This window comes from Nocardia albiluteola (genome assembly GCF_018860155.1).
GTDB classification, from domain to species: Bacteria; Actinomycetota; Actinomycetes; order Mycobacteriales; family Mycobacteriaceae; genus Nocardia; species Nocardia albiluteola.
This window is the reverse complement of sequence record NZ_JAHKNI010000001.1, coordinates 195,957-220,923: the sequence shown is the minus strand read 5'-3', so window position 1 is coordinate 220,923 and position 24,967 is coordinate 195,957. Positions and strand designations below refer to the sequence as shown.

At 68.2% G+C, this 24,967-nt stretch carries 29 protein-coding genes and 1 tRNA gene; 12 read left to right on the top strand and 18 right to left on the bottom strand.

Annotated features, from left to right (window positions below; genetic code table 11):
- Positions 1–2: 2 nt before the first annotated feature.
- From KO481_RS01025 to KO481_RS01015, 3 genes are read right to left on the bottom strand one after another with little or no spacing between them, the layout of a single operon-like run.
- Positions 3–452: a deaminase gene (locus tag KO481_RS01025; protein ID WP_245400214.1), complete on the bottom strand. Its 450-nt coding sequence runs from the start codon at positions 450–452 to the stop codon at positions 3–5.
- Positions 453–477: 25 nt separating this feature from the next.
- Complete coding sequence (locus KO481_RS01020; RefSeq protein ID WP_215915024.1) at positions 478–1,185, bottom strand: RibD family protein; 708 nt, start codon at positions 1,183–1,185, stop codon at positions 478–480.
- 22 nt (positions 1,186–1,207) lie between these two features.
- Positions 1,208–1,846, bottom strand: coding sequence for an aminodeoxychorismate/anthranilate synthase component II (locus KO481_RS01015; RefSeq protein WP_215915023.1), 639 nt, complete (start codon positions 1,844–1,846; stop codon positions 1,208–1,210).
- Positions 1,847–2,019: 173 nt separating this feature from the next.
- Here KO481_RS01015 and crgA point away from each other — a divergent pair, with 173 nt between their 5' ends.
- Positions 2,020–2,283: a cell division protein CrgA gene (gene crgA / locus KO481_RS01010; protein WP_215915022.1), complete on the top strand. Its 264-nt coding sequence runs from the start codon at positions 2,020–2,022 to the stop codon at positions 2,281–2,283.
- A gap of 163 nt (positions 2,284–2,446) precedes the next feature.
- Complete coding sequence (locus KO481_RS01005) at positions 2,447–2,893, top strand: PH domain-containing protein (RefSeq protein WP_308166201.1); 447 nt, start codon at positions 2,447–2,449, stop codon at positions 2,891–2,893.
- A 7-nt stretch (positions 2,894–2,900) separates the two neighbouring features.
- Here KO481_RS01005 and KO481_RS01000 read toward each other — a convergent pair whose 3' ends face one another.
- The 6 genes from KO481_RS01000 to KO481_RS00975 form a co-directional block, all read right to left on the bottom strand.
- A complete protein-coding gene (locus KO481_RS01000) occupies positions 2,901–3,773 on the bottom strand; it encodes a rhomboid family intramembrane serine protease (protein WP_215915020.1) in 873 nt (290 codons plus the stop codon).
- A gap of 23 nt (positions 3,774–3,796) precedes the next feature.
- On the bottom strand, positions 3,797–4,327 hold the full coding sequence (locus KO481_RS00995; RefSeq protein ID WP_308166199.1) for a peptidylprolyl isomerase: 531 nt from the start codon (positions 4,325–4,327) through the stop codon (positions 3,797–3,799).
- Between the two features lie 308 nt (positions 4,328–4,635).
- The gene (locus KO481_RS00990; protein ID WP_215915018.1) at positions 4,636–4,842 is read right to left on the bottom strand and encodes a hypothetical protein; all 207 of its coding nucleotides are present in this window, start codon (positions 4,840–4,842) and stop codon (positions 4,636–4,638) included.
- Between the two features lie 64 nt (positions 4,843–4,906).
- Entirely contained in the window at positions 4,907–5,743 is an 837-nt protein-coding gene (locus tag KO481_RS00985; RefSeq protein ID WP_215915017.1) for an ABC transporter permease, read from the bottom strand.
- Positions 5,740–6,735 (bottom strand): ATP-binding cassette domain-containing protein, encoded by a 996-nt coding sequence (locus KO481_RS00980; protein WP_215915016.1) that lies wholly within the window; start codon positions 6,733–6,735, stop codon positions 5,740–5,742. The genes KO481_RS00985 and KO481_RS00980 overlap by 4 nt, the downstream gene beginning before the upstream one ends.
- Before the next feature lie 711 nt (positions 6,736–7,446).
- Positions 7,447–8,499 carry an adenylate/guanylate cyclase domain-containing protein gene (locus KO481_RS00975; RefSeq protein ID WP_215915015.1) on the bottom strand — a complete coding sequence of 351 codons (1,053 nt, stop codon included), beginning with the start codon at positions 8,497–8,499 and terminating at the stop codon, positions 7,447–7,449.
- Positions 8,500–8,648: 149 nt separating this feature from the next.
- Between KO481_RS00975 and KO481_RS00970 the strand changes: the two genes are divergently transcribed.
- The 3 genes from KO481_RS00970 to KO481_RS00960 all read left to right on the top strand — a co-directional run bounded on the left by KO481_RS00970 (position 8,649) and on the right by KO481_RS00960 (position 10,923).
- The gene (locus tag KO481_RS00970) at positions 8,649–9,554 is read left to right on the top strand and encodes a LysR family transcriptional regulator (RefSeq protein WP_215915014.1); all 906 of its coding nucleotides are present in this window, start codon (positions 8,649–8,651) and stop codon (positions 9,552–9,554) included.
- Between the two features lie 146 nt (positions 9,555–9,700).
- Positions 9,701–9,889, top strand: a complete 189-nt coding sequence (gene dmpI, locus KO481_RS00965) for a 4-oxalocrotonate tautomerase DmpI (RefSeq protein ID WP_215915013.1) — start codon at positions 9,701–9,703, stop codon at positions 9,887–9,889.
- Positions 9,890–10,107: 218 nt separating this feature from the next.
- Complete coding sequence (locus KO481_RS00960; RefSeq protein ID WP_215915012.1) at positions 10,108–10,923, top strand: alpha/beta fold hydrolase; 816 nt, start codon at positions 10,108–10,110, stop codon at positions 10,921–10,923.
- A 70-nt stretch (positions 10,924–10,993) separates the two neighbouring features.
- On the opposite strand, the gene KO481_RS00955 is transcribed toward KO481_RS00960, so the two are convergent.
- Genes KO481_RS00955 through KO481_RS00935 form a run of 5 tightly spaced genes read right to left on the bottom strand, consistent with a single transcriptional unit; the run spans position 10,994 to position 15,006 of the window.
- The gene (locus tag KO481_RS00955; protein ID WP_215915011.1) at positions 10,994–11,437 is read right to left on the bottom strand and encodes a Fur family transcriptional regulator; all 444 of its coding nucleotides are present in this window, start codon (positions 11,435–11,437) and stop codon (positions 10,994–10,996) included.
- Positions 11,409–12,257: a metal ABC transporter permease gene (locus KO481_RS00950; RefSeq protein ID WP_245400330.1), complete on the bottom strand. Its 849-nt coding sequence runs from the start codon at positions 12,255–12,257 to the stop codon at positions 11,409–11,411. Before KO481_RS00950 ends, KO481_RS00955 begins: the two co-directional genes overlap by 29 nt.
- A 2-nt stretch (positions 12,258–12,259) precedes the next feature.
- A complete protein-coding gene (locus KO481_RS00945; protein ID WP_215915009.1) occupies positions 12,260–13,159 on the bottom strand; it encodes a metal ABC transporter permease in 900 nt (299 codons plus the stop codon).
- Positions 13,156–14,058, bottom strand: coding sequence for a metal ABC transporter ATP-binding protein (locus tag KO481_RS00940; RefSeq protein WP_215915008.1), 903 nt, complete (start codon positions 14,056–14,058; stop codon positions 13,156–13,158). Before KO481_RS00940 ends, KO481_RS00945 begins: the two co-directional genes overlap by 4 nt.
- 9 nt (positions 14,059–14,067) lie before the next feature.
- Positions 14,068–15,006, bottom strand: a complete 939-nt coding sequence (locus KO481_RS00935) for a metal ABC transporter solute-binding protein, Zn/Mn family (RefSeq protein WP_215915007.1) — start codon at positions 15,004–15,006, stop codon at positions 14,068–14,070.
- Between the two features lie 222 nt (positions 15,007–15,228).
- Between KO481_RS00935 and KO481_RS00930 the strand changes: the two genes are divergently transcribed.
- Complete coding sequence (locus KO481_RS00930) at positions 15,229–17,910, top strand: helix-turn-helix transcriptional regulator (protein ID WP_215915006.1); 2,682 nt, start codon at positions 15,229–15,231, stop codon at positions 17,908–17,910.
- Positions 17,911–18,017: 107 nt separating this feature from the next.
- Here KO481_RS00930 and KO481_RS00925 read toward each other — a convergent pair whose 3' ends face one another.
- Both KO481_RS00925 and KO481_RS00920 read right to left on the bottom strand, forming a co-directional pair.
- Positions 18,018–19,343: an FAD-binding oxidoreductase gene (locus tag KO481_RS00925; protein WP_215915005.1), complete on the bottom strand. Its 1,326-nt coding sequence runs from the start codon at positions 19,341–19,343 to the stop codon at positions 18,018–18,020.
- Positions 19,344–19,372: 29 nt separating this feature from the next.
- On the bottom strand, positions 19,373–19,747 hold the full coding sequence (locus tag KO481_RS00920) for a DUF4267 domain-containing protein (protein ID WP_215915004.1): 375 nt from the start codon (positions 19,745–19,747) through the stop codon (positions 19,373–19,375).
- A 219-nt stretch (positions 19,748–19,966) separates the two neighbouring features.
- On the opposite strand from KO481_RS00920, the gene KO481_RS00915 reads away from it, so the two are divergent.
- Positions 19,967–20,179 (top strand): hypothetical protein, encoded by a 213-nt coding sequence (locus tag KO481_RS00915; protein WP_308166197.1) that lies wholly within the window; start codon positions 19,967–19,969, stop codon positions 20,177–20,179.
- A gap of 273 nt (positions 20,180–20,452) precedes the next feature.
- Positions 20,453–20,869 carry a DUF3224 domain-containing protein gene (locus KO481_RS00910; RefSeq protein WP_215915003.1) on the top strand — a complete coding sequence of 139 codons (417 nt, stop codon included), beginning with the start codon at positions 20,453–20,455 and terminating at the stop codon, positions 20,867–20,869.
- A 176-nt stretch (positions 20,870–21,045) separates the two neighbouring features.
- Here KO481_RS00910 and KO481_RS00905 read toward each other — a convergent pair.
- A tRNA-Ala gene (locus KO481_RS00905) sits at positions 21,046–21,118 on the bottom strand.
- 112 nt (positions 21,119–21,230) lie between these two features.
- Here KO481_RS00905 and KO481_RS00900 point away from each other — a divergent pair.
- From KO481_RS00900 to KO481_RS00885, 4 genes are all read left to right on the top strand, one after another.
- On the top strand, positions 21,231–22,145 hold the full coding sequence (locus tag KO481_RS00900; protein ID WP_215915002.1) for an AraC family transcriptional regulator: 915 nt from the start codon (positions 21,231–21,233) through the stop codon (positions 22,143–22,145).
- Between the two features lie 122 nt (positions 22,146–22,267).
- Entirely contained in the window at positions 22,268–22,807 is a 540-nt protein-coding gene (locus KO481_RS00895) for an MmyB family transcriptional regulator (RefSeq protein WP_372451916.1), read from the top strand.
- Positions 22,808–22,849: 42 nt separating this feature from the next.
- Positions 22,850–23,665, top strand: a complete 816-nt coding sequence (locus KO481_RS00890) for an SAM-dependent methyltransferase (protein WP_215915000.1) — start codon at positions 22,850–22,852, stop codon at positions 23,663–23,665.
- 27 nt (positions 23,666–23,692) lie between these two features.
- Complete coding sequence (locus KO481_RS00885) at positions 23,693–23,800, top strand: DLW-39 family protein (protein ID WP_215914999.1); 108 nt, start codon at positions 23,693–23,695, stop codon at positions 23,798–23,800.
- Positions 23,801–23,883: 83 nt separating this feature from the next.
- On the opposite strand, the gene KO481_RS00880 is transcribed toward KO481_RS00885, so the two are convergent.
- Positions 23,884–24,765 carry a CE1 family esterase gene (locus KO481_RS00880; protein WP_215914998.1) on the bottom strand — a complete coding sequence of 294 codons (882 nt, stop codon included), beginning with the start codon at positions 24,763–24,765 and terminating at the stop codon, positions 23,884–23,886.
- Positions 24,766–24,967: the final 202 nt, after the last annotated feature.

Below are 24,967 nucleotides of genomic sequence, written 5' to 3'. Positions count from 1 at the left end.
CTTCAGCTCAGCACGAGGTGGCGGTTCATGGACATGGCCTCGTCGGCCATGTCCACCAGCTCGACCACCTCGATGCCGTGATCGCGCAGCTTCTCCACCCCCACGCAGTCGGCGACGAAGGTGGCCGGCTCGCGCCACGCGATGACGACACGGCGGATGCCCGCCGCCAGGATGCGATCGGTGCACGGCGCGCGATCCGCCGACGCGCGCTGCGAGCAGGGTTCGAGCGTGCTGTAGATGGTGGCGTGTGCGAGACGCGGATCGTCACCGAGCTTGTCCAGGGCGGACTCCTCCGCGTGCACCTTCTCGTCGGTCTCGCGGGAAAACCCGTGTGCCAGTTCGATATCGTCCGCCCCGACGATGACCGCGCCGACCGAGAACGCGGTCGGGCTCTTCGGACACAACCGCGCCAGGCCGATCGCGTGCCGCATCCACTGGCGATCCTGGTTCAACTCATCCGCCTCTCCAAGCATCGAGTCAGTTCGCACGTCGAGGATTCTCGTCCGCTGGCGGGTCGACGCGCCGGGGTAGGTAGCGCAGCAGGGCGACGTCACCGATCCGCGCGACGTCGGCCAATTCCATTCTGCGCCGTGAGCCACCGGGATAGGCGGCGGGATGCAGAAACCGGGGCGCGTCCGGATCCCCGACCAGTAGGGGCGCGACGGCCAGCAGTAGCTCGTCGGCAAGGTCCTGGGACAGGAACGCGGTGTGGATCCAGCCGCCGCCCTCGACCATCAGGCGGCCGATGCCGCGGCGGCCGAGGTCGTCCAGGAGCGCACCGAAATCCACCGTCGCGCCGAGGGATACGACCTCGGCAAGTCCGGACAGGGTGCGTCCCAGGCGCACCGCGCCGGCGTCGGTGGTGTAAACGAGTTTGTCGCCGCCGCCGTGCCAGACCCGCAGCTCCGGATCCAGCTCGCCGCTCGCGCTGATCGTGACCTTGAGCGGGTGCTCGGGTTTTCCGTGGACTACCCGCCGCTCACGCCGGGCCGGGCTCGAGATCAGCAGGCGTGGGTTGTCGCGGCGCAGGGTCCGCGCGCCGACGAGGATCGCATCGGAGTCCGCGCGCGCCGCGTCGACGCGGTCGAAGTCCTCCGGATTGGACAGCAGCAGCCGATCGGGGCTCGCGTCGTCGAGATAGCCGTCGACGCTGACCGCCGCGGACAGCAGAACATGGGGGCGCACGGTTTGAATCACACCACGCCACTCAGACCAGGGCGGCGACCTCGGCCTCCAGCGTTTCGATCAACCCCTCCGAAGGCCGGGCACCGCAGACCTCCAGCCAGTTGGCGAGCATCCGGTGCCCGCCCTGGGTGAGCACCGATTCGGGATGGAACTGGACCCCGTGGATGGGCAGGGTGCGGTGCCGCATCGCCATCACGATCCCCGAGTCGGTGCGTCCGAGCACCTCGATCTCCTCGGGCAGCGTCTCCTCGAGCACGGTGAGCGAGTGGTAGCGGGTCGCGGTGAAGGGGTCCGGCAGGCCCGCGAGCACGCCTTCGCCGGTGTGGAACACCGAGCTGGTCTTGCCGTGCAGCAGTTCGGGCGCGCGGGTGACGGTGGCGCCGAAGGCCTCCCCGATCGCCTGATGCCCCAGGCACACCCCGAGCAGCGGCACCTCGTGGCGGGCACAGGCGCGCACCAGGTCGATGCTGGCGCCCGCGCGATCGGGCGTGCCGGGACCGGGGCTGATCAACAGGCCGTCGAACGCGGTGACGACGCTGTCCACATCCGCCAGTTGCGCGTCGTCGTTGCGCCACACGATCGCCTCGACGCCCAGCTGCCCCAGATACTGGACCAGGTTGAACACGAAGCTGTCGTAATTGTCGACGACCAGAACACGCATAACCGAAAGCGTACGGGGTGGCCCGCCACGCCGTCGCGGGGAATACCCGGGAGACATGATGACAACGGTCCGGGACGCGCACGAATACCCAGCTGAGATAGCCTGAGTACAGACCGGCAGCGCCGGGCGCGCGCCCCCGCCGGTACGACCTGTACCCCGAATACGAGGACGTCATGCCCAAGTCGAAGGTCCGCAAGAAGACCGATTACACGATCAACCCCGCCAGCCGCACCCCGGTGAAGATCAAGGGCGGACCGTCCCCGGTCTGGTATGTCGTGATCATGCTCGGCTTCATGCTGGCCGGGCTCGCCTGGTTGCTGGTGTACTACCTGGCCAACGACAAGATCAGCTGGATGGCCAACCTCAACGCCTGGAACTTCCTGATCGGGTTCGGACTCATGGTCATCGGCCTGGTCATGACGATGCGCTGGCGCTGAATCGATCAGACCGGGTCATTACATCCGTGTCATTCATACACACCTGTGGATGAGCCTGTGGACAACTCGAGGAGCGAGTGGGGATTGTGACCGAGCGCAGCGAGGGAACCATCAGCCCAGCACGGCCTGGCACAGCGGAGCCGAGCGCCAGCGAGGCGCAGCTGTGACTTCCGAGCCCGTATCCCGGCTGCAATGGTCCACCCCGCCGCTCGCGCTGGCCGCGTCGGGCGCGGGCGGGATCGCGCTGGCGGCCGTGGCCATGCTCGCCGACGACGCGCCGAGCCGGCTGCTGGTCGGGATCGCGGCCGTGCTGTTGCTGGCGCTGGCCGCCCTGGGCCTGCGGCAACGCCCGCGCCTGACCATCGTCCCTGGTGAGCGGCCCGAGCTGATCGTGCGCGGCCTGCTCGGGGCGGCGCACTATCCACGGGAGCGAATCGTGCGGGCCCGCGTGGTGAGTTTCCGCCGTCTCGGGCGCAAGGTGCCGAATCTCGAGCTCGACATCGACCACCACGGTGAGGACCGGCTGCTCATCTTCGGTCGCTGGGACCTCGGCACTCATCCACAGGACGTGCTGGACGCGCTCGTCGCCCACGGCCTGGCCGTGGTCTGAGCCGGACTCACGAACCGATCGCCGCCGGCGCCACTCCGATGAGCACGATCGCGAGCACCGCGACGAGCGTCAGGGCGGCCCAACCGATGCGCACGCCCATCCCCTGCGTGCTCGCCCGCAACCACCGCGGCACATACAGCAGGCCCGCGGTCGCCAGGGTGCCCGCGGCCAGTCCGCCGAGATGTCCCCACAGTGAGATTCCGGGCACCGACACGCTGATGATGAGGTTGATCGCGATCACCACCAGCAGTTGAGTCGGACTGCGCCGCAGCCGCAGCAGCACCACGGTCAGCGCGCCGAACAGGCCGAAGATCGCGCCGGAGGCGCCCGCGGTCGCGGTGTTCGAGTTTGCGAGCCACATGACCGAGGCCGCGCCGCCGAGCATCGAGATCAAATAGATCGCCAGATAGCGCGAGCGGCCCAGCACCGTTTCCGCGTCGCGGCCGAGGACGTACAGCGCGAACATGTTGACGGCCAGGTGCACCGGGCCGTAGTGGAGGAAGGCGCTGCCCACCACCCGGATCCACTGTCCGTGCCCGACCACCTGCGGTACCAGCACCCAGTCGTAGAACAGCGTGGAGTAGCTGTTGCGGGACAGGCTGTGCGCCTGCGCGACGGTGACCGCGAAGACCGCGACATTCAGCGCGATCAGCGCGTAGGTCACGTACGGCGTGGGCCTGGTGGCCACCGCGGCGCCGGTCGGGGTGCGCGCCTGACGCGTGTCGCGCTGGCCCTGTGCCACACATTCCACGCACTGCTGACCGACGGCGGCCTGCTGCAGGCAGTCCGGACAGGCCGGCCGCCCGCACCGAGTGCACGCCAAACCGGTGACCCGATCGGGATGGCGGAAACAGGTCGGCGCGGGCGGTTGAGGGTTCACGAAACTCCGTGTGCTTCTTGCGGTTACTGACTCAGGGTGATGCCGGAGATGACGACCGGATCCTTGGGTCGGTCGTTGCGGTCGACCGCCGTGGTGCCGATGGAATCCACGACCTTGCGCGAATCCGGGTCGACGACCTCACCGAAGATGGTGTGCTTGCGGTTCAGGTGCGGCTGCGCGCCGACCGTGATGAAGAACTGCGACCCGTTCGTCCCGGGTCCGGCGTTCGCCATGGCCAGCAGGTAGCCGCGGTCGAAGCGCAGTTCGGGGTGGAACTCGTCGCCGAATTCGTACCCCGGGCCGCCGCGTCCGGTGCCGGTGGGATCGCCGCCCTGGATCATGAACCCATCGATCACACGGTGGAAGACGCTGCCGTCGTAGAACGGGCCGCTGGTGCCCTTGCTCGCATTCTGCGTCGAATACGGGGCGGAGCCATCGGCGAGGCCGATGAAGTTGCGCACCGTCTTCGGAGCGTGGTTACCGAAAAGCGAGATCTTGATATCGCCGTGGTTCGTGTGCAGCGTTGCCACGGAGGTCTGATTCGGTGAAGTCACGCCGAACATGGTGGCATACCCGCCTCTCCGCGCCTCTGCGTACCAGCGAGTGGCGCGAGATCTGATTTGCGGACCGGCGATTAACGGCCCGCTCGAGTCAGCCCGTCCCCGGTGAGTTACCCATGTGCTGACGAAATCAGTTATCCCGCTGGCATCCGCACCGGCATGTGCCACTAAAGCTGCGTCGCGGACCGGCGGTGAGTGGCCAACTCGAGTTCTGGGTGTGCCCGACCGAATGCCCATATATTCACGAAGCGAATTGCCGCGCGGTGCAGGACGGTGCATCACAGGACCCGAAGAGGTTTGCGTTAAGACTGGACTGCGCGGTGGGGGCTCACACCGTAGCTCACACCGTTGGTGGAGTAGCCCAGGCGCGGGGGCTCCTGGGCCGGCGCCGGGAGTTGAGGGCGGCGCGTGAGCGCCCGCCATGCGGAGCCGCCCGCGGCGGCGATCACGACTGCGATGATCAACCGGTTGCGCAACCGGCCGGACTTGCCAGAGGTCCCCAACTGCATGCGACCACTGTGTCACAGCCGCGCAGTTCGTGCAGTATTCACAGGTCAGCGCGGGCTGGCCGGATCACCTGCTGACCGCGCGCCTGAACTGTCGCAGCGAGAGCGGAATGAAGACCGCCAGCAACACCACCACCCAGATCAGCGTGGTGATCACGGGATGCCGCATCGACCACACATCGGAGGTCGGCATGAGCGGGCTGGTGTTGCCGAACAGGTCGCGGGTGGCCTGGGTGACCGCCGAGACGGGATTCCAGTCGGCGAAAACCCGTAGCGGCGTGGGCAATTCGCGGCTCGGCACGAAGGTGTTGGCGATGAAGGTGAGCGGGAAGATCACCACGAAGCTGGCATTGTTGAAGACCTCCGGGGCCCGCACCAGCAGGCCGACCACGGCCATCATCCACGACACCGCGTAGGCGAACAGCAACAGCAACACATAGCCGAGCACCCCGTCCAGCAGTGACCCGCGAATCCGCCAGCCGATCAACAGGCCCGTCACCGACATCACCACCAGGCTGACCACGTTGATCACCACATCGGCGACCGTGCGCCCGACCAGCACCGCCGCGGGCGCCATGGGCAGCGAGCGGAACCGGTCGATGATGCCCTTCTGCATGTCCTCGGCCAGGCTGGATCCCGTGAACGTCGCGCCGAAGACCGCTGTCTGGGCGAAGATTCCGGCGATCAGGAACTCGCGGTACGAGGTGCCCTGGAGTTTGATCGCCGAGCCGAAGATGAAGGCGAACAGCAGCACGAACATGATCGGCGACAGGGTCGAGAAGACCAGCACGTCGGGCACCCGGCGGATCTTGATGACGTTGCGCTTGGTGATCGTCACGCAGTCGCTGACCAGCATGGCCAGCCGCGCGAGCGGCGCCGGCTCATCGATGACGAGTGAGCTCATCGCAGCTGTCCTTCCGTGGCATTTTCCAGTGCGCGATCGCCGTTGACCAGCTCCTGCGCATCGTGTCCGGTGAGGGTGAGGAAGACATCGTCGAGCGACGGACGCCGCAGGCCGACATCGTGAATCGTGACCTCATGGGCGGTCAGGCGCCCGATCGCGTCGACCAGCGCGGCCGAGCCGTCGCTGACCGGAACCGTGATGCGGCGCAGGCCCGGTTCCAGGTGGATCTCCCCGACCGCCAGACCCGCCAGGGCCTGCTGCGCGACCCCGAGGCTGTCCACATGGTCGACGGTGAGCTCGATGCGATCGCCGCCGACGCGGGTCTTGAGCTCGTCGGCGGTGCCGCGGGCGATGACTCGGCCGTGGTCGATCACCGCGATCGCATCGGCCAGCCGGTCCGCCTCCTCCATGTACTGGGTGGTGAGCAGCAGCGTGGTGCCGCCCGCGACCAGCTCCTCGATGACATCCCACAGATCCATCCGGGCGCGCGGATCCAGCCCGGTGGTCGGCTCGTCCAGGAACAGCACCGGCGGGTTGGCGACGAGGGCCCCGGCCAGATCCAGGCGGCGGCGCATGCCGCCGGAGTAGCCCTTGACCGGGCGGTCCGCGGCATCGGCGAGCCGGAACCTGTCCAGTAGCTCGCGGGCGCGCTGCTTACTGCGGGCCACGCCGAGGTGGTAGAGCCGCCCGACCATCTCGAGATTCTCGAATCCGGTGAGGTATTCGTCGACGGCCGCGTATTGGCCGGAGGCGCCGATATGGGATCGCAGCCGCTGCGGCTCGCGCATCACATCGATCCCGGCGACCGTGGCGCGGCCGGCGTCGGGGACGAGCAGCGTCGTCAACACGCGGACGGTGGTGGTCTTGCCCGCGCCGTTGGGGCCCAGGAGGGCGGTCACGGTGCCCTCGGGCACCGTGAGATCGAGTCCGTCGAGGGCGACCAGACGGCCGTACTTCTTGATCAGACCCTCGGCAATAATGGCGTCGGGCATGACACTCCTGACGTAGGTGACGGTCATGTGACGAGTGGTTTTCGCGGCCAAGTATCGCCCAGACCACCGACAAGTTCACCCGAATAATGCCGCCACCTGCGGCGTGAGGATCACGGGGCCGCGGAGTTGTCCCGGACACAGGGAGGCCGCATCCCGGGGGTCCGGCGGGTGCTCGGGGGTGCCGGCGGGATGCGGCCGATGCAATCGTCGCTCGCGCACGGGTCTACGGGCACGAGTAACGCACTACCCGGGTCTGCCGCGAGGCGGTACTCGCCCGGCCCGCCGACCTCCTACCCTGACACGCCCGGGGGTCCATCCAGCGGGAAATCTTCGGCGCCGAATCGTGGCCTATATCGCATATCAACCGATCGATGGCAATCGTGAGGCACACCTCATATGAGGCCAATCCGTGGCATAACTATTTGCACGGCAACATCTTTCACATGAAACTATCGCCATTCAAGATCGCTAGCAAATATATCGCTACCATGGCGGCAGGCCCGCCGGCGAAACTTTCCGAAAAGTGGCGGCCCTCATACGTACACAATCACGAATCGTCGCGTAGGATCATTCACGTCGGCCCCTCCCCCCCGGGCCGACCCTACGCGGGCCTCGGCAAACTCCCCCCCTTCGCCGAGGCCCGCTCCTAATTTTCGGGTAGGTTCTCCCGAGGCGGCCCGCCACGATGGGCGGGCCCCGGCGAGGCAGCCCTCAGTAGTAGTACTCGACATCTTCCGTGTGATCCGTCGCGCGCCGCAGCACATGCGAGCGCAGCCGGTCGATGCCCCGCACGTGCACGCTGCGCAGGTGCCGCATCGCGAATTCCGGCTCCCCGGCCAGCTGCGCCGCGGCGCCGTCATCGATCAGCACCGTCCTGGGCCGGGCCACGCCGGTCAATCGCGCCGCGACGTTCACCGTCGATCCGTACAGGTCCCCGAAACGCTGCAGCACCACCCCGTACGCGAGGCCGACCCGCAGCTCGGGCATCGTCGTGGCGTCGGACTCGCCGCGCCTGGTCTGCGCCGCCGCGTCCCGCTGGATGTCCAACCCGATGCGGGCACCCACCGCCGCCGTCTCGGCGGCGAACATCACCTCATCGCCGACGTTCTTGATCACCCACCCGCCGTTCGCGGTGATGGCGGCCGTGGTCACCGCCTCGAAGGTCTCGAGCAGCTCGGACAGCTCCTCGGCGATCAGGTGCCGGGTCAGGCGGGTGTAGCCGACCATATCGGCGAAGCCCACCGCCAGTTCCCGGGTGATGTCGGCGGGGCCGCCCAGCGCCCGCTCGAGGGCGGCGGCCAGATGCCGCCGCCACGCATAGGCCTGCAGGCGCTGCAGGGTCGTGACCACCTCCTCGGTGGCCTCCCGCGCGACGACCTCGGTGTCCGCCCCCGGATCCTGCGCGGTGATCGACTCGATCCGGTTCGCGATCTCCTCGACCACCAGATCAACCTGCCACTCCGCCAGCCGCGCCATCGACTGGCCCATGGTGCGCACCGCGGCGGACTGCTTGCGCGCGTCGTCCGTCGCCAGCGCTTCCAGGCTGTGGAAGTCCCGCAGCGCGGTCAGATCGCCCTCGGCGTACTCGATGGCCGCATCGTCCGGATCGGCCGCGAAGCCGAGCGAAACCCACAGGCGCCGAGACACATCCCGCGGCACCTCGGCATGACGGCGCAGATCGGCCCGGCTGTACTTGCGCGGGCCGCCCAGCAGATACGGCTCGACGACCGACTGCATCAGCCTCGACAACTCCGCCTGATCCATGGTCAACGACGATACGGCGCGAAGCGGGCACAGGGCCCCTGCACTGTGCTGTGTCACAACCCACAGATCCCCCGCGCGACGGGCCGAGCAGGGACGATGCGCGCCGGTGATGGTTGTATGGGCCGAAGCGAGATCGAGGAGTCCGAGCCGTGGAACTACGCCAGCTGCGCTACTTCGTCACCGTCGCCGAGGAGTTGCACTTCGGCCGGGCGGCCGAGCGGCTGCACATCGCCCAGCCCGCGGTCAGCCAGCAGGTGCAGCGGCTGGAACGGGAACTGAAGGTGCAGCTGCTGGACCGGTCTCCGCGTCGGGTCCGGCTCACCGAGGCCGGACAGCGATTCCTGCCCGCCGCGCGGTCGGTCCTCGCGGCCGCCGACGCCGCGCGCGCCACGGTGGCCGAGCTGGCCGGCGGGCGCGCGGAGGTGCTGCGGCTGGGCACGATCACCGGCCTGGGCGAGCGGCTGGACGCGATCCTGGACGGCCTGGCCGATCGACTCCCCCGGCTGCAGGTCGAACTCATCTCGCTGCCGGTGCACGAACGGCTGGCGCAGGTGTCCGACGGGCGGCTCGACGCGGCCTTCCTGCGCTCGCCCTCCCCGCAGGACAGTCCCGAGCTGGAATTCCTTGCCGCCTGGGACGATCCACTGGTGGTGGCGCTGCCCGCCCGGCATCCCCTGGCACGGCAGGACTCGGTCGCACTCGCGGACCTGGCGGCGCTGCCGCTGCGGCTGACCGAGCGGCGTAACCATCCGGCGCTGGTGGATCTGGTGCTGACCGCGTGCCAGCGCGCCGGATTCGAACCGATACCGGCGCAGGCATCGAGCACCCTGCAGGACACCCTGGCCGCCATCGGCACCGGAACTCCCATGTGGACAGTGGTATACGCGGCCAATGCCCACCCGGCGGCGAACTCGCGGGTGGTGTTCCGGCCGTTCGAACCGGGCCTGTCGCTGCCCATCGGGGTGGCCGTGCGCAAGGGCGCGTCGACCCCGCAGCTCGCCCTGGTGCGCATGCTTCTCGAGCAGGGCAATTCCCAAGTCCACCAGGGACGATAACGAATCCTTATCCCTGCGTGAACGGACTGCCCATTGGTCGGCGACCGGTTCTGCGGTGAACTGTTCTCAGGCCGCCGAACACCCCGGCGAACCGGTCAGAGAGCCAGAAAAGCCTGTAGCCCAACGAAATTCACCAGGAGACAGTCATGCCCATCGTTACCGTGCAGCAGGGTCCGCGCACCATCGAGCTCAAGCGCGATCTGGTTCGCCGGATCACCGACGCGTTCGTCGATGCCCTCCAGATTCCCGCCGAGGCCGTGCAGGTCTGGATCCAGGAGGTGCCCACCGACAGCTGGGCCATCGGCGGGGAGTTGACCGCGGACAAGAAGAAGTAGGTCCGGGACCGTTCGGTCCGCCGCGGTCCGGGCTCCACGCACCACCCGCGGCAGGCCGTGCGGCGCCGCCGATCTCGCGCGATCGCTCCTCACGGCGCGCATGCGCCACCGCTCGACGCCGTCGGCCGCAGCAGGAATAACCAGCTGTTCCGCGCTGTCGAATACATCCGGGAGCCGGTCCACCGTCCCACCCCAACGACCGTATGTGGAGATCTCCCATGCCTTTCGCGCCCGTCACCCTGAGCAACGGTGAGAGCAACGTCGAATACCTCGTCACCGGAACAGGTCCGGCCGTGGTCATGGTGCACGGCACCTTCGCCACCAACGAGGGGAACTACGAACCCCTCATCGCGGAGCTCGCCGACCGCTTCACAGTCATCGCGCCGAACTACGCGGGATCCGGCGCGACGACCGCGCCCGATCGGGTGAACGTCGACGACCTGGCCGATCAGGTTCTCGCGGCCGCCGCTCACGCCGGCGCCGAAACCTTCCATCTGGCCGGTCATTCGCTGGGCGCCGTCACCGCCGCAAACCTCGCCGCACGCTACCCGGATCGGGTGGATTCCCTTGTGCTGCATGCCCCCTGGGCCGCGACCGATGAGCGTGGACGCACTCAGTTCGACCTGTGGAATTCTCTGCTGCGCACCGACAAGCGCCTGCTCGCCCAGCTGATCACGCTCACCGCACTGCGGCCGGAGGTCACCTCGGCCTGGACCGCGGAGGAATACGCGGCGAACATCGACTACTTCACGAGCATCATCGAACCCGCCCAATCGGTGCAGGTCGCTGTCGATCGCGAGGTCGACATCCGCGCCCTGCTGCCGCTGATCACCGCTCCCACACTGGTTCTGGCGAGCGGACAGGACCAGATTGTGCCCATCGCGGACCAGCGCGAGGTGGCCCAGGCGATCTCCGGTGCCGAATACCGGGAATTCGACGCCGGTCACGGCCTGCCCGCGGAGGACGGTCCGGGCTTCGTCGAGGCGATCGCCGGGTTCTTCGATCGTCAGGCCGCGCGAGTCGCGGTGTCCTGACCCGGTTTCGATGACACCGTGCCGACGGATTTATCCACAGCCGTCCTGTGATGCCTGTGGATAAATCCGATTACTCCCCCGCGGACCCGACCGCACAGTCCGGACAGGTGCCGTAGAGGTCGATGTGATGGCTCACATCGGTGTATCGATGCTGCACGGCAATGTGCTCGGTGGCGTACTCGAGGTCGGCGTGCGTGAAACGCTCGGCGCGACCGCAGATTCGGCACAGCAGATTGTGGTGATGCTCGCTGCCGCCGCGGATCCGATAGAGGACCTCCCCGTCCTCGGCGCGCTGCGTCTCCACCAGGTGCTGCTCGGTGAGCCGGTGCAGGATGCGGTAGACGCTGGTCAGCCCGATGCGAATGGTAGCGCCGGAGTGCAATTCGGCGTGCAGCTGCTGGGCGCTGCGAAAACGATCGTTGCGCCGCAGCACATCCAGCACCACGCGCTGCCGCACCGTGGTGCGGCAGCGCTCGGGCGGGCGCTCAGCCGACGAGCAATCCGGTGCGGACATGGAGGTTTCGGTAGCGACGGAACAGATCCACCGCGACGGCCGCGAGATAGCAGGCCGCCGCGACGGACATGATGGTGAAACTGGCCGGCGCGGCGGGTATCGCATACGACAGCGCGACTCCCGCCCACACCGCGGCGACGGCCAGCACGGCCGAGACCCAGAATGCCCGCCAGGGCCGCGCGGTCAGCCGCGCGGCGGCGGCAGGTGGGGCGGCCAGCAGGCCGAGAACGACCACGGCACCGACGATTTGGGTGGCCTCGGCGACGGCGACCCCCACCAGCCCGAGGAACACCGCGCCCACGCCCCGGACCGGAACGCCCGCCGCGCGGGCCACGATCGGATCGATGGTCGCGAACAGCAGCGGCCGCGCGATCACCAGCAGCACCGCGACCGCACCGGCCGCGACCAGCGCGGCGGTCGTCGCGGCCGCAGAACTGATCCCGAAGATGCTGCCGAACAGGACATTCACGTTCGCGGTGGAATTTCCGGTGGCCCGATGCGTGGTGTACAGGGTCAGGAACAACGCGCCCAGGCCCAGCACCCACGAGAAGAACGACCCGATCGCGACATCGCCGACGCCGCCCCGGGCGCCGGTCACCCCGAGCGCGATCGCCACCGCCACGCAGGCGGCGAAAAGCCCTATCCGCAGGTTGAATCCGGCCGCGAGCGCCGCCATCGCCCCGGTATAGGCCACGTGTCCCAGCGCGTCGCCGGCGAACACCTCGCCCCGCTGGACAACGAAATAGCCGGCCAGCCCGCACAGGATCGCCACGGCGGTCCCGGCGATCAGCGCGTACTGGATAAAGGGATGCGACAGCATGCTCACGCCTGCACCTCGCTGGCGCTCGGCTCCGGCGCGCGCGCTCGCAGCCGGTCCACCGCCGCGCGGTATCCGGCACACGCCAGATAGGCGGCAAAGGCGAACGTGCTCACCCAGAATCCGATCGGATACGGCGTGAAGTACGCGAATCCCATTCCGGCCCAGGTGGCCACGAGCGCGATGCCCACCGATATCGCGACCCCGTACCCGGGACGACCGGTGAGCTGATGCGCGGCGGCCCCCGGGGCCACCAGCAGCGCGAAGACCAGCAGGCTGCCGGTGACCTGGCTGGTGCCCGCCGCCGCGATTCCGAGCAGCAGCAGGAACAGCACCCCGACGAGCCGCACCGGAACCCCCTGCGCCCCGGCGGTTTCGGGATCGATCGAGGCCCACAGCAGCCGCCTGCCGATCAGCAGCAGCACCAGCAGGCAGGGCACCGCGGCAATCAGGAGCACCAGCACCTGCTGATCGGTGACGCCGTCAATGGTGCCGAACAGCAGGTTGGTCAGCCCGGACAGAAAGCCCTTGTACAGGCTCACGAACAGCATCCCGGCGGCCAGTGCGAGGGCCTGCACGATGCCGATGACCGCGGACCGCTCCCCACCACCGTGCATCCGGACCGATGCCGGGACCGCGGCGAACACCAGCGCCGCACCGATGCAGGCCGCGAAATAGCCGTACCCGGAGGCGAATCCGAGCCAGGTGGCCGCGGCCGCGCCGGGGAATCCGATCATCGCCAGGGTGTGCCCGGCGAAGCTCTCGCGGCGCAGCACCATCACCCAGCCCACCGCCCCGGCCACGACGGCGACGATCGTGCCCGCGCGTACCGCGTTGACCATGAACGGATAGGCCAGCAGCTGGCGGATGTCGTCCGCCAGATTCCAGGTGGCCACGGGGTTCACGGCTTCATCCCCGGTGCGGCGGCAGTATTGGCGATGCCGTGGCCCGCCGGTACGTCGGGCTGCCCGACGACGACCAGTCGTCCGGCGCTGTCCCGCAGCACCTCGATCGGAATTCCGTACAGGGCAGTGAGTTTCTCCCCTGTGATGATGCTCTCCGGGTTACCGCTCACGGCCGCGCCGCGCGCGACATAGATGACCCGGTCCAGATACGGCAGGATCGGGTTCACGTCGTGGGCGACCATCATCACCGCCACCCGTTCGTGGTGGCAAATGTCCCGGATCAGCGCGCTGATGCCCGCCTGGCTGGGCACATCGAGGCTGTCCAGCGGCTCGTCCAGCAGCAGCAGACGTGGACGCCGGATGAGCGCCTGGGCGATCAGCAGGCGCTGCTGCTCGCCGCCGGAGCACTGCCCGATCGGACGATGCGCATACGCCGTGGCGCCGACCAGGTCGATGACCTCGTGCACCCGCTGCTGCCGTGCCCGGAACCGTTCGGGGGAAACGATTTTCGACAGCCACGGCATCGGGGTGCCCCAGCGCGCGCCGTCCAGGCCCAGGCGCACGATGTCGATGCCGCGTATGCGCACGCCCGCATCGAAGGCGCGCCGCTGCGGCAGGTATCCGATGCCGGTATTGCGGCGTCCGGGCGGTGCGCCCAACACCTCTACCGTGCCATCGGGAGTCGAGGTGAGCCCGAGCACCGCGCGCAACAGTGTGGATTTCCCAGCGCCGTTGGGTCCGAGCACCGCGACGAACTGCCCCGGACGCACCTCGAGTGAGACGTGCGACCAGATCTGCCTGCCGCCGACCACCGCCGCAGCGCCGTTCATGCGGACCACGGGGTCGTCGGAAGGTGTTGTGGCGGACGTGATTCCGTTCGCCGCGGTACTCGTCTCCATGGCAGTCACCTACTTGCTGGTCGCCTGGTGCAGCGCGTCCTCGAGCGCCGACAGCTGGCCCGTCTGCCAGTCCTGGAACGACGCGTTCGCGGGCGCGAGGGTCTCGGTCACGGTGGAGACCGGGATGCCCTGCTTCTTCGCGGCGTCGACCTGGGCCTGCACGTCAGGGGTGCTGTTCTGGCTGTTGAAGACGTAGACCTTGATGGCCTTGGCCGCGATCTGCTGATCGATGGTGGACTTGTCCGCCGGGGACGGATCGGTGCCCTCGCTGATCGCCTTCAGGAATTCCGCGGGCGTGAGCAGGTTCAGCCCGAGCGCGTCCGAGAGCGGGGCGAAGATCGATTCGCTGGCGCCGACCGGGGTGCCCGCGTACTTCTGCTTGATGTCGGAGACCAGGCTGTTGTACTTGCCGAGGCTGTCGGTCAGGAAAAGCTGCTTGCGCTGATCGAAGTAGGACGAGTCGGCCGGATCGGCCTTCTTGTAATCGTCGGTGATGGTGTCGACGACCTTCGCGACCGAGGTGGGCGAATACCACTGGTGCGGGTTGCCGTCGTCGGGCACGCCCACCACCTTGCCGACCGTGATCTCGGTGCGGCCGGCGCCGGGATTGGCGGCCAGCAGCTTGTCGGCCCAGGCGTCGTAGCCGATTCCGTTCTCCACCACCACCTTCGCGTTCGCGAAGGTGCGGGCGTCGGCCGGGGTCGGCTCGTAGGAGTGCGGATCGGTGTCCGGATTGGTGATGATGCTGGTCTCGTGGATCTTGTCGCCGCCGAGCTGCGCCGCGATGCTGCCCCAGGCGTTGATCGTCGCCACCACCTCGAGCTTGCCGCCCGACGGAGCCGACTGTGAGGAGGCGCCGCCACTGCTGCACGCCGTCGCCATCGCGGCCAGCACCGCCGCCCCCATCGCCACACCGATCACACGCTTGCCGCAACCCGGACCGCTCATCGTGCTTACCTCATCAGATCTTGAAATTGGAAACCGTTATCATTAACGATAACAGACCGATTGCCGGTGCACGAGATGAGATTCAATCCTTCCGACCGGAAAAACCACAGGTCAAGCGAACGCCCGAACAAGTCGACGAGCGCCTCAACCGCTTCGGACTACACCCGATGGCGACACGAGCGGTTCTTGCCGCCGGGGCGTGACGCGCATACGTTTGCGGGCGTGCTGTACGGACGCCAGGGCGAAGTGGACCGAATCCGCGGGTTGCTGGACGAAGCGGACAAGGGCTGGAGCAGCTCGCTGGTCCTCGTGGGCGACTCCGGCGTAGGAAAATCCGCGCTGCTCGACCTGGCGGCAAGCCTGGTCGGCGACTCCTGGCGGGTGCTGCGCTGCTGCGGCGTCGAATCCGAGTCCGAATTGCCGTTCGCGGGGTTGCAGATGCTGCTCATCGCCGGTCTGGACAGCCTCGACGCACTGCCTGCCAACCAAGCCGATGCCCTGCGCTGCGCTTTCGGCGGTGACAGCCCAGATCTTATTTCCGACCGCTTTCTGATCGGTTTGGGAACCCTATCGCTGCTGGCCGAAATGTCCGGCACCGGGCCGGTACTGTGTCTGATCGACGATGCCCAGTGGCTGGATCAGGCGTCCATCTGCGCCCTGGTCTTCGCGGCACGCCGGATGCGGGCCGAGGGCGTCGTCCTGCTGTTCGCCGGACGCGCGGAGTTCGCTACCACCGGACTGCCCCAGCTGCGAGTGACTCCGCTGGCGGCCGGCGCCGCGCGCGAGTTGGTCGCCGCCAACGCACCCGAGCTGGAGCCGGAGAAGCTGGAGCGAGTGGTCGCCGAGGCAGCGGGCAACCCACTGGCCCTGCTCGAACTGCCGCGCATGGATCTGGACGCCCTCTCGGTGAGCCCGCTGCCCCTGCCGGATCAGTTGCGGGCCGGTTACCAGCACGACATCGTGGACCAACCGGAGTCGGTGCGAACGGCGCTGCTGGTGGCGGCCGCCGAGGAAACCGGAAATCTGACCCTGGTGCTGCAGGTGCTCGCCGGATTCGGGATGACGGAGGAGGCGCTGGCCGCTGCCGAGCAGACCGGCATGCTGGTGGTGTCGGGTCAGTCGGTCGCCTTTCGACATCCACTTCTGCGCGCCGCCGTCTACAACCTGGCCACCTCGAGTCAGCGTCGGGCCGTACACAGGCGCATCGCCGACCTCACGGGCGAACCCGACCGCCGGGCGTGGCATCTCGCCGCCGCAGCGACCGGTCCGGACGAGCAGGCCGCCGCAGCGCTGGCGGCGGCCGCCGAGAACGCGCGCGGCCGAACCGGTTACGCCGCCGCCGCGATCGCGCTCGAACGATCGGCCCGGCTGACGCCCGATCCGGCCGACCGAACGCGTCGTCTGATCCTGGCCGTCGAGGCGGCCGCCGACGCGGGTCGCACCGACCACGCGCTGCGACTGATCGCCGAGGTCGAACAGTCGGCCGTGGGCCCGCGCGCGGCCGCCCAGCTCACCGCCGCGCGGGCGCGGATCGAGTTCGAGCGAGGCGCGGTACCAGTGGCATACAAGCTACTGCTGGATGCGGCTGCCCGGGTGGTCGGGGACGATCCGGATATGGCGGTCACCATGCTGATCGAGGCCGCCCATGCCGCCTGGACCGAGGGCGATCTGGCCGGCGTCGCCGCCGTGCGAACCCGGCTGAGCGAAATCTCCTCGGGCACAGCGCATACCGCACTCCCCCTCGTCGAGGGTCCGCTGGGACTGCACTCGCCTGACCCGTCCGCGGGCGTGCGGCTGATCCGCGCCAGTGTCGCACGGGTCCGGTCGATGCCGGCGGCCACGCTGTCGATGCGATTGGCCTTGGCGTTGCAGGCAATTCTGGCCAGCGATGTCGACGACGCGCGGGACATGCTGCGCGAGTTGAGCACCGAGTGCCGGGATCGAGCGATGGTCGGCTGGCTGCCGGTGGTCGGCTGCGGCCTCGGGAAGGCCGAACTGTTGATCGGCAATCTGCTTGCGGCGGAGGCGATCTCCAGCGACGCGCTGCGCATCGCCGAGGATATCGGGCAACACGACCGGATTCGTCAGGCTCGGTCGATCCTGTCCATTGTCGCGGCCAACCGCGGCGACGAGGACCTGTGCCGCGAGCTCGCGGCAGGCGCCGTGAGCTCGGTGCCCGGCGGCGTCAATTCCATTGCCACCGCCCACGTGGGGTGGGCACTGGCGCTGTCGGATCTCGGATACGGTCGCTACGAGGCGGCACTCGACCGCATCGAGGCGCTGTACCGCAGCCCGAATCGCGCGCTCGGCCAATGGGTCCATCTGCTCAGTGACGGCGTGGAAGCCGCGGTGCGCCTGCGCGCCCCGGAGCGCGCGGCCGAGCTGGCGGCCGAACTGCGGCAGTGGTCCGCCGCCACCGGCTCGGCCTGGGTGCGGGCGCACGAGCTCCGGTGCCGGGCCATGCTGGACAACGACGGCGAATTGTTCGCGGCCGCATTGGCTTTGCACGCCGAGCTGGGCCGCTGGCTGGATCACGCGCGCACCGGGCTGCTGTACGGGGAATGGTTGCGCCGGGAGCGCTTCAAGACCGAGGCACGCTCCGAACTGCGCGCCGCGCTGGCGACCTTCGAGCGCCTCGGTGCCGAACCGTGGGCCGAGCGGGCACGCAGCGAGCTGCGCGTCGCGGGCGAGAACACGGCCGGACGCGCCGCCTCCGGCTCGGTGGCCACGCTCACCGCGCAAGAGTTCCAGGTGATTCGGTTGGCCGCCACAGGCGCAACCAATAGGGAAATCGGCGCCCAGCTCTTCCTGAGCCCGAAGACCGTTGGAAATCATCTCTACCGCGCTTTTCCAAAACTGGGCGTTACCAACCGAATCGAACTTGCCCGCCTCGACCTGGACTGAGACAGCTCAACTCGGGTGAGTGAAAACCGTTGCTACGGAGCCACTCGTCCGGTTTGATGTCAGCCGCCCCAGGGTGGGATAAGGGGCGGTCGCGCGGGAACGGCTCTTCAGATGGCGCGGAGGGCGGCTTGGGCGACGGGGAAGTTTGACCGGAAGACGTTGTGCGGGTCCCGCTGTCGTTTGATAGTGCCCAGCCGATCAAGGGTTCCGGCCTCGAAGGTCGCGGCGGGGGTGTCGCCCGCGCCCAGGGAGGTGAAGGGCTTCCGGCCGCTCACCCGGTGGCCGAGGTCGGATATCACCCGCCGCTGGGTTTCGCGTACCTGCTGCTGTGCTTCCGCCGTGGGACCGAGGCCCTGAAGATAGACCGCATACGGTTCGGTCACCGCGGGATGAGCGCCGGTGCCGGGCTCGGCGAGCGCTCCGCCGAGTTGGCGCAGCTGTATCCCGAACAGCGGATCGATCGGCCCGGCGAAGAGCACCTGCTGGGCGTGCTCGTCGAGGTCGGTCAACAGCTCCGAACGCATCATGCCGTAGCCGGGATCGGTCGGCTCCGAGGTCACGGCGCCGAGCTGTGACGCGGCGAACGACCCGCGGCTGTCGTTGACCGCCCCCGGAATGGCGTCGAAACCCCGGAGCAGCTCCCGGCCCTCGGCCGCGTCGCCGAGATAGGCGGCGGCGATGGCAACCAGACCAGGTCCACCCGAAAACTGCAGCCTATTGAGGAATACCGTCAGCTCCGCCGGGGCCTGTGCCACCAGGTCGAGATACACGGCCAGCACTTCCCGGGTGCGCGACGCGTCCCACATGACATGCCCGCCATACAGATTCGGCGCGGGGAAGAGCTCCAACTCGGCGGCCGTCACAATGGCGAAGTCGCCGCCGCCGCCGCGCAGCGCCCAGAACAGGTCGGGGTCGGAGTCGGCCGATACCCGTGCCGGATCGCCGAACGCGTCGACCACCTCGAAGGCTCGCACGCTATTGGCCGCGATCCCGTGCGCGCGGCCGAACCAGGACATGCCGCCGCCGAGGATATAGCCGACGACACTGACCACCGGTGAGCTGCCTGCCAGACCGATCAAACCGTGTGGTTCGGCCGCCGCCAGCACCCTGCCCCACGCCACACCCGCGCCGATCCGGGCGACCCGGCGCGTGGGGTCGATGGTGACTTCGTCGAAGCGGTTGGTGCGCACCACGATCGCGTGATCCGTATTGCCCGAAGCGCCGTGTCCATTGGGCTGCAACGCCAGGGCGATGCCTTCCTTTCGCGCATACCGCACCAGCGCGACCATGTCATCTACATCAGCAGGTTCCGCCACGGCCGCCGCCGACTGCTCCACGGTCAGATTCCACGGTTGCCGCACACGGTCGAAGTCATCGTCGTGGGGCAGCCAGACCCGGCCCTCGATGGCGGTGCGCACAGTGTCTTCAATCATGTCGATTCCCCGATTCGTCGGATGGGTGGTCAGCTGAGGAACAGCAGGGCGGCGCTGATCAGAACGACCACGGCGGTGGCAAAGTGAATGCCGAAGGCATCGGCCTTGCGGCCGCCATTGCGCAGCACGATGCCGGCGTCCCCGAACGGAGTCAGTGCGGCCGCGACCATGAACCAGGCCTCGGCGTGCGCGCCGACCAGCCCCAGCAGGACCAGGCCGACAACCCCGGAGGTGAAGTCGCGCAAGCCCTTTACCGTCAGATATGGGCCAGCGTCTCCGGCGGATTCGGCAGGCAGGCCGAAGGCCGCGGCGGCGGCGTCCGGCACCAGGAAGAACCGCAGCCCGACAAAGATGATGAGCAGATCGATCAGGATGGCGAGCCCGTAGGCAACGGGGGTGAGCATGTCTCTCCTCGTGCGTTGTGACGTGGAAAAACATAGGACCGGCCGCTCGGCGGCGGTATGAGGCGAATGCCTCTACTTCCAGCACCCCAATTGGGTAACAACCTCCTGGGCAAAACCAACGTCATGGCCTGATGTACCTAGTTGTACTGTCCGGATCAGTTAGGGTCGGCGCTGGTGCCGGACTGCAGACTGGCCCGTCGGTTCGATTGGGAGTTGGCAGTGAGCTCGTTGTTCGCGGCGTTCCTGCCGCTCGCGCTGGCGTTGGTGATGTTCGGTCTCGGTTTGGCGTTGACCACGGCCGATTTCGTTCGGGTGCTGCGTTATCCGAAGGCAACGGTAGTGGCGCTGGTGTGCCAGATGGTCGTGCTACCGACCGTGTGCCTGGGCTTGGTCTACCTGTTCCGGCTCGGGCGGCGTCGATCGCGGCGGTGACCATGTCTGCGCCGATGTGGTCAGCGATCGAGTAGCCCAGGGCCTTGCGGGTATGGCCGTCGCGGGCCGCGCAGAGGAACATGTCGCCTTCGCCGCAGGTCAAGTAGGTTACGCCCGCACGCTGCGGTGTACCGGCAAGGTCGTACGCGTGAAAGGCGAAGGGCTGGTGCGGGTCGCGAAGGACGATGGGAATACCGGCCACATCGACGACTGTGGCACGAATACACTTCAGACCGTCTCCACAGCGGGCATCGCCCCCGAAGAAGGAATCTCATGAGTGACGCATCCCCTGAAAAGACCCACGCCACAGGGAAAATCACGGTGCACAAGTACGAGCCGGCGGTATACGAGGAGCCCACGCAGGGGCCGACACTGACGCGTATCCACGTCGAGGAGAGCTTCGCCGGCGACATCGAGGGCGATGGCGTCGTCGAATTCCTGCAGTCCCAAAATGCGGACGGCACAGCTAGTTTCGTCGGCATCGAGCGCGTCAGCGGCACCGTCGCCGGACGCACGGGCAGCTTCCTGCTGCAGGACCAGGGCACCGTGGCGGACAGCATTGTCGAAGGCGAATGGTTCGTCGTACCGAATTCGGGCACAGCCGAGCTGACCGGGCTGCACGGCACCGGCGGCTTCCGCGCGAATCTCGGCGAGAACGCGGACATCTGGCTCGACTACTGGTTCGAGTGAGGCGACACCACACCGATAGCGAACAAGGCTCATGCTCTACCTGAGGATGAGCTTGGTGTGGAGTGTGCCTGACACTCCACAACCCGAACAGGCCCCTCAGGGGCTCGGGGGCCTACCTCGACGATAGGCGAAACGAGAAAGGCGAGCGCTCTTCGCGAGCGCTCGCCTCCGACGAGTGGAGCCTAGGGGAATCGAACCCCTAACCCCTGCCTTGCAAAGGCAGTGCTCTGCCAATTGAGCTAAGGCCCCAGGCATGTGTCACACGGACAGTGTGAACAACCTTCAAGACGGTACCCCCCGGGCTGGTCCGGGGTCAAAACATGCGGTCGGCAACCGGGCGGACGGCCGGTACCGTAGCGCTGTGGACATCCTCAGCGACACCGTCTCGGCCATTCGCACCGGGAATCCGACCTCGGGGATGTTCGTCCGGCATGCGCCGTGGGGGCGGGCATATCCGGTGGTGCCCAGCGTCGGGCTGCACGTGGTGCTGGAGGGTTCGTGTTGGGTGGTACCCGGCACGCCGGGTGAACCGTTCGCGATGGGCGTCGGCGACGTGCTGCTGATGCCGCGCGGCGCCGATCACGACCTGGTGGATCGCCTGGACACCCCGGTAACCGAGCGCGCGCACCCGGGTGAGCCGCGCGAACTCGCCGGATCCGGCGCGCGCACCGTACTGCTCTGCGGCGCCTACGAATTAGGGCGGCAGCGACACCATCCGATGCTCGCCGAGCTACCCGAATTCATCCATCTCCCGGCGCTGCCGGGCCGTCATCCGTCGTTGCGCGCCGCGGTCGGCCTGCTGGCCGCCGAGCTGACCGAGCCGCGACCGGGCAGCGCCGCCGCGGTGCCCGCGATCCTGGAAACGCTGCTGCTGTTCGCGCTGCGCGCCTGGTTCGACGAGCAGTCCGCGGGGTCGGGCTGGGCGGGTGCCTTCGCCGATCCCGCCGTCAACGCCGTCCTGCGCGCCGTCCACGAGAACCCCGCCCATCCCTGGACGGTGCCGGAGCTGAGCGATATCGCGAACGTGTCGCGGGCCACCCTGGCGCGCCGGTTCACCGCCACCGTCGGCGAGGCGCCGCTGGCCTACGTGACTCGCTGGCGCATGCTGACCGCCGCCCGGATGCTTCGCGATACCGACGCCTCGCTCGGCGCGATAGCCGGAAAGGTCGGCTACGCATCGGAATTCGCCTTCGCCAAGGCATTCAAGCGCGAATACGGTTCGGCCCCCGGCCAATACCGCCGCGGGCGGGATACTCCGCCGCTGATCGCGGTGTGATGCGTCGACTGCGCGCGGCCCTGGCGTGCAGTCCGAATCCCCTGTCCCCCAGGTCCTCCACCCCGGCACGCAGCCGCGGCGACGGCATCTCGTAGTCGCCGCCCGACCAGCGGCGGCCCGAACTGCTGCGCGTGCTCGATCTCATGCCCGACACCCCCGCGTTCCTCGCCGACCACCGGCTCGAGGTGCTGGCCGCGAACCCGCTGGCCGAGCTGCTGTACGGCCGGCGGCCGCTGCGCGGGACAAATATCGCCCGGCACATCTTCCTGGATCCGGCCGCTCGGGCGCTGTACACCGAGTGGGACCGCTGTACCGGCGACACCGTCGGACAGCTGCGCCTCGCGGCGGGTCGATACCCCGACGATCCGCAGCTCGCGGCCCTGATCGGCGAGCTGGCCATGCGCAGCGAGCGGTTCGCCGCACTCTGGGCGCGCGCCGACGTGCGCTGCCGCACCCACGGCCGCAAGTCCTTCACCCATCCGCTGGTCGGAAATCTGGACCTGCATCAGGAGAACTTCACGGTGCCGGACGATGCCGGCGTCGAGCTCGTGATCCTGTCGCCCGCACCCGGCAGCGCGGCGCACGACGGCCTGCGGCTGCTGGCCAGGCTCGGCGCCACCGATGATCGCGAGCGCGAGTTCGGCCCGGTCCACCCGGCCTAGATGCAGTAGCCTGCGGGCCGCGCAGCGGTCATGATGGCTGGTATGCCCGCCCTACCCGACTGGTCGCCCGACGACATCGACCCGCAGATCCCGAGTTCGGCCCGCATGTACGACTACGTGCTGGGTGGATTCACCAACTTCGAGGTCGATCGCAAACTGGCGGATTGGGTCCAGCAGACCATGCCCGAGGTGGCGCAGGGTGCCCGCGACAACCGCGCCTTCCTGCGACGCCTGGTCGGCTTCCTGGTGCAAGAGGCCGGTATCGACCAGTTCCTGGACCTGGGCTCGGGGATTCCGACCGCGGGAAACGTGCACGAGATCGCCCAGCGGCTGCGTCCGGGCGCGCGGGTGGTGTACGTCGACATCGATCCGGTGGCGGTCTCGGCCAGCCGGCAGCTGCTGGCCGACAACCCCGACGCGACCGCGATCCGCGCCGATCTGACCGATGTCGAGGAGATCCTGGCAGCTCCGGAGGTCGCCGGGCTGCTCGATCTCAGCCGCCCGGTCGCGGTGCTACTGGTGTCTGTCCTGCATTTCGTGCCCGAGTCGGCAGATCCCGCGGCAGCCATCGCGCGGCTGCGCGAGGCCATGGCGCCGGGGAGCTACCTGGCGATCTCGCACTTCACCGACGAGGGCCGCGAGGGCGATGCGCAACGAATCGTCGCCATGTCGCGCCAGACGCCCACCACGACGACGCCGCGCAGTCGCGCGCAGATCGAGGCGCTGTTCGACGGATTCACCGTGCTCGAGCCCGGCATGGTGGACGTGTCCACTTGGCGACCCGAGGAGTCCGCCGACGGCGCGCCCGCGTCGTTCTCGGGCTGGTACTGCGGTGTGGGAGTGCTTGCGGGAGAGTAACTTCGAACGACGAGTAGGGTGGGCATCATGAAATTTCTTCTCACCCTCGGGGTCGTGGTCGGTGTCATCTTCGCCATCAACAAGTTCCGTCAGCGCAACGATGCGGACATGTGGCATGAGGTGACCACTCGCTGAGCTTTACCCATATCGGGCTCGTGGCGCTGGAGAATCGCTTCCAGCGCCATCACCCCGCGCCGCTGCGGATGGCCGCGTTCCGGTCACCGTCCCGCGGCGAGGCCGAAGAATTCGGCGATCACGGTCACCGCGTCGATCGCACGCGTAGGTGACCCGAACATCAATCGACCCCCCTGCGAGGCCCCGGGAATCTGATGACCCGCGCCGACGAGGGTGTACAGCGTGACCGGCGGACAGCCCGGCCCGCGATATTCGGTGCGGCAGACCTGCCCCTCGGTGACCCCGTCCTCGGGTCCGAGCCATCGGAAGGCCGGGGAGGTGTGAATCCCGTTGCGGCGGGCGAAATATGCCGCCGTCCGGGCAGCGCCGAGATGATTACCCTTGGGGAACCAGCCTCGGAGGCTGACGCTTCCACCGTCGAATCGGGATAGCGGATCGGCGGTGCCGTGCATGGCGATCAGCGGCACGGGCACGACGGTGCCCCGATGCACCGCCAGGGCCTCGGGTGTCGGCTGGTTGGCCGACAGCAGGGCCGCCCCGGCGAGCAGGTCGGGCGCCTCGTGCACCAGCCTGATGACCATCTGACCGCCCAGTGAGAATCCGATCGTGTAGACGCGACCCGTGCCGAGCGTCGTGGCGACCTCCTGGGCCAGCATCCGGAGAAATCCGACGTCGTCCACCTGCTTGACGTCGCGAAACAGCATTTTCGCCCGCCGCGCCCCATTCCATTCGCGGTGCAGTGCATCGGGATAGACCACGACGTTGCCACCGAGCGCGAGCCGATCGAAGGCATCCTCGCTGAACTCCCGCATCGAGTCGGCGCTCTGCATGGTGCCGTGCAGTACCAGCACCAGGGCCGCACCGGGGGCCGGTTGCCGCGGGCGCACGACGGTATAGGTGCGGCGGCGCCGCCCATGGGTGAGTGCCCGCCGTTCCACGACGAGCTCGGACGCTGGATTCCGCACAAGAAAAGAGTCTGCGGGACGACCGGAACCGCGGCAATCCGTCCTAGCCGTAGCCGCGGCCGGACCGGACGGGCGGTCATTGCAGTTGCGCTGTAACTGTATAGACTGGCCCGTTGCCCGAAAAACGCCAGGGCGCTGGAGGAAATTATCAGGGGGAGGACACGTGTGGTATTTGGTCGATGCCGCCGACCCGAAGCGGGTC

Coding starts and splice junctions, on each gene's coding strand:
- KO481_RS00985 (WP_215915017.1), bottom strand. CDS start 5,743: ATGAGCTCACTCGTCATCGATGAGCCGGCGCCGCTCGCGCGGCTGGCC.
- KO481_RS00925 (WP_215915005.1), bottom strand. CDS start 19,343: ATGATTGAAGACACTGTGCGCACCGCCATCGAGGGCCGGGTCTGGCTG.
- KO481_RS01015 (WP_215915023.1), bottom strand. CDS start 1,846: ATGCGTGTTCTGGTCGTCGACAATTACGACAGCTTCGTGTTCAACCTG.
- KO481_RS00980 (WP_215915016.1), bottom strand. CDS start 6,735: ATGCCCGACGCCATTATTGCCGAGGGTCTGATCAAGAAGTACGGCCGT.
- dmpI (WP_215915013.1), top strand. CDS start 9,701: ATGCCCATCGTTACCGTGCAGCAGGGTCCGCGCACCATCGAGCTCAAG.
- KO481_RS00910 (WP_215915003.1), top strand. CDS start 20,453: ATGAGTGACGCATCCCCTGAAAAGACCCACGCCACAGGGAAAATCACG.
- KO481_RS00890 (WP_215915000.1), top strand. CDS start 22,850: ATGCCCGCCCTACCCGACTGGTCGCCCGACGACATCGACCCGCAGATC.
- KO481_RS00935 (WP_215915007.1), bottom strand. CDS start 15,006: ATGAGCGGTCCGGGTTGCGGCAAGCGTGTGATCGGTGTGGCGATGGGG.
- KO481_RS00885 (WP_215914999.1), top strand. CDS start 23,693: ATGAAATTTCTTCTCACCCTCGGGGTCGTGGTCGGTGTCATCTTCGCC.
- KO481_RS00940 (WP_215915008.1), bottom strand. CDS start 14,058: ATGGAGACGAGTACCGCGGCGAACGGAATCACGTCCGCCACAACACCT.
- KO481_RS00950 (WP_245400330.1), bottom strand. CDS start 12,257: ATGCTGTCGCATCCCTTTATCCAGTACGCGCTGATCGCCGGGACCGCC.
- KO481_RS00920 (WP_215915004.1), bottom strand. CDS start 19,747: ATGCTCACCCCCGTTGCCTACGGGCTCGCCATCCTGATCGATCTGCTC.
- KO481_RS00975 (WP_215915015.1), bottom strand. CDS start 8,499: ATGGATCAGGCGGAGTTGTCGAGGCTGATGCAGTCGGTCGTCGAGCCG.
- KO481_RS00960 (WP_215915012.1), top strand. CDS start 10,108: ATGCCTTTCGCGCCCGTCACCCTGAGCAACGGTGAGAGCAACGTCGAA.
- KO481_RS00955 (WP_215915011.1), bottom strand. CDS start 11,437: ATGTCCGCACCGGATTGCTCGTCGGCTGAGCGCCCGCCCGAGCGCTGC.
- KO481_RS00990 (WP_215915018.1), bottom strand. CDS start 4,842: ATGCAGTTGGGGACCTCTGGCAAGTCCGGCCGGTTGCGCAACCGGTTG.
- crgA (WP_215915022.1), top strand. CDS start 2,020: ATGCCCAAGTCGAAGGTCCGCAAGAAGACCGATTACACGATCAACCCC.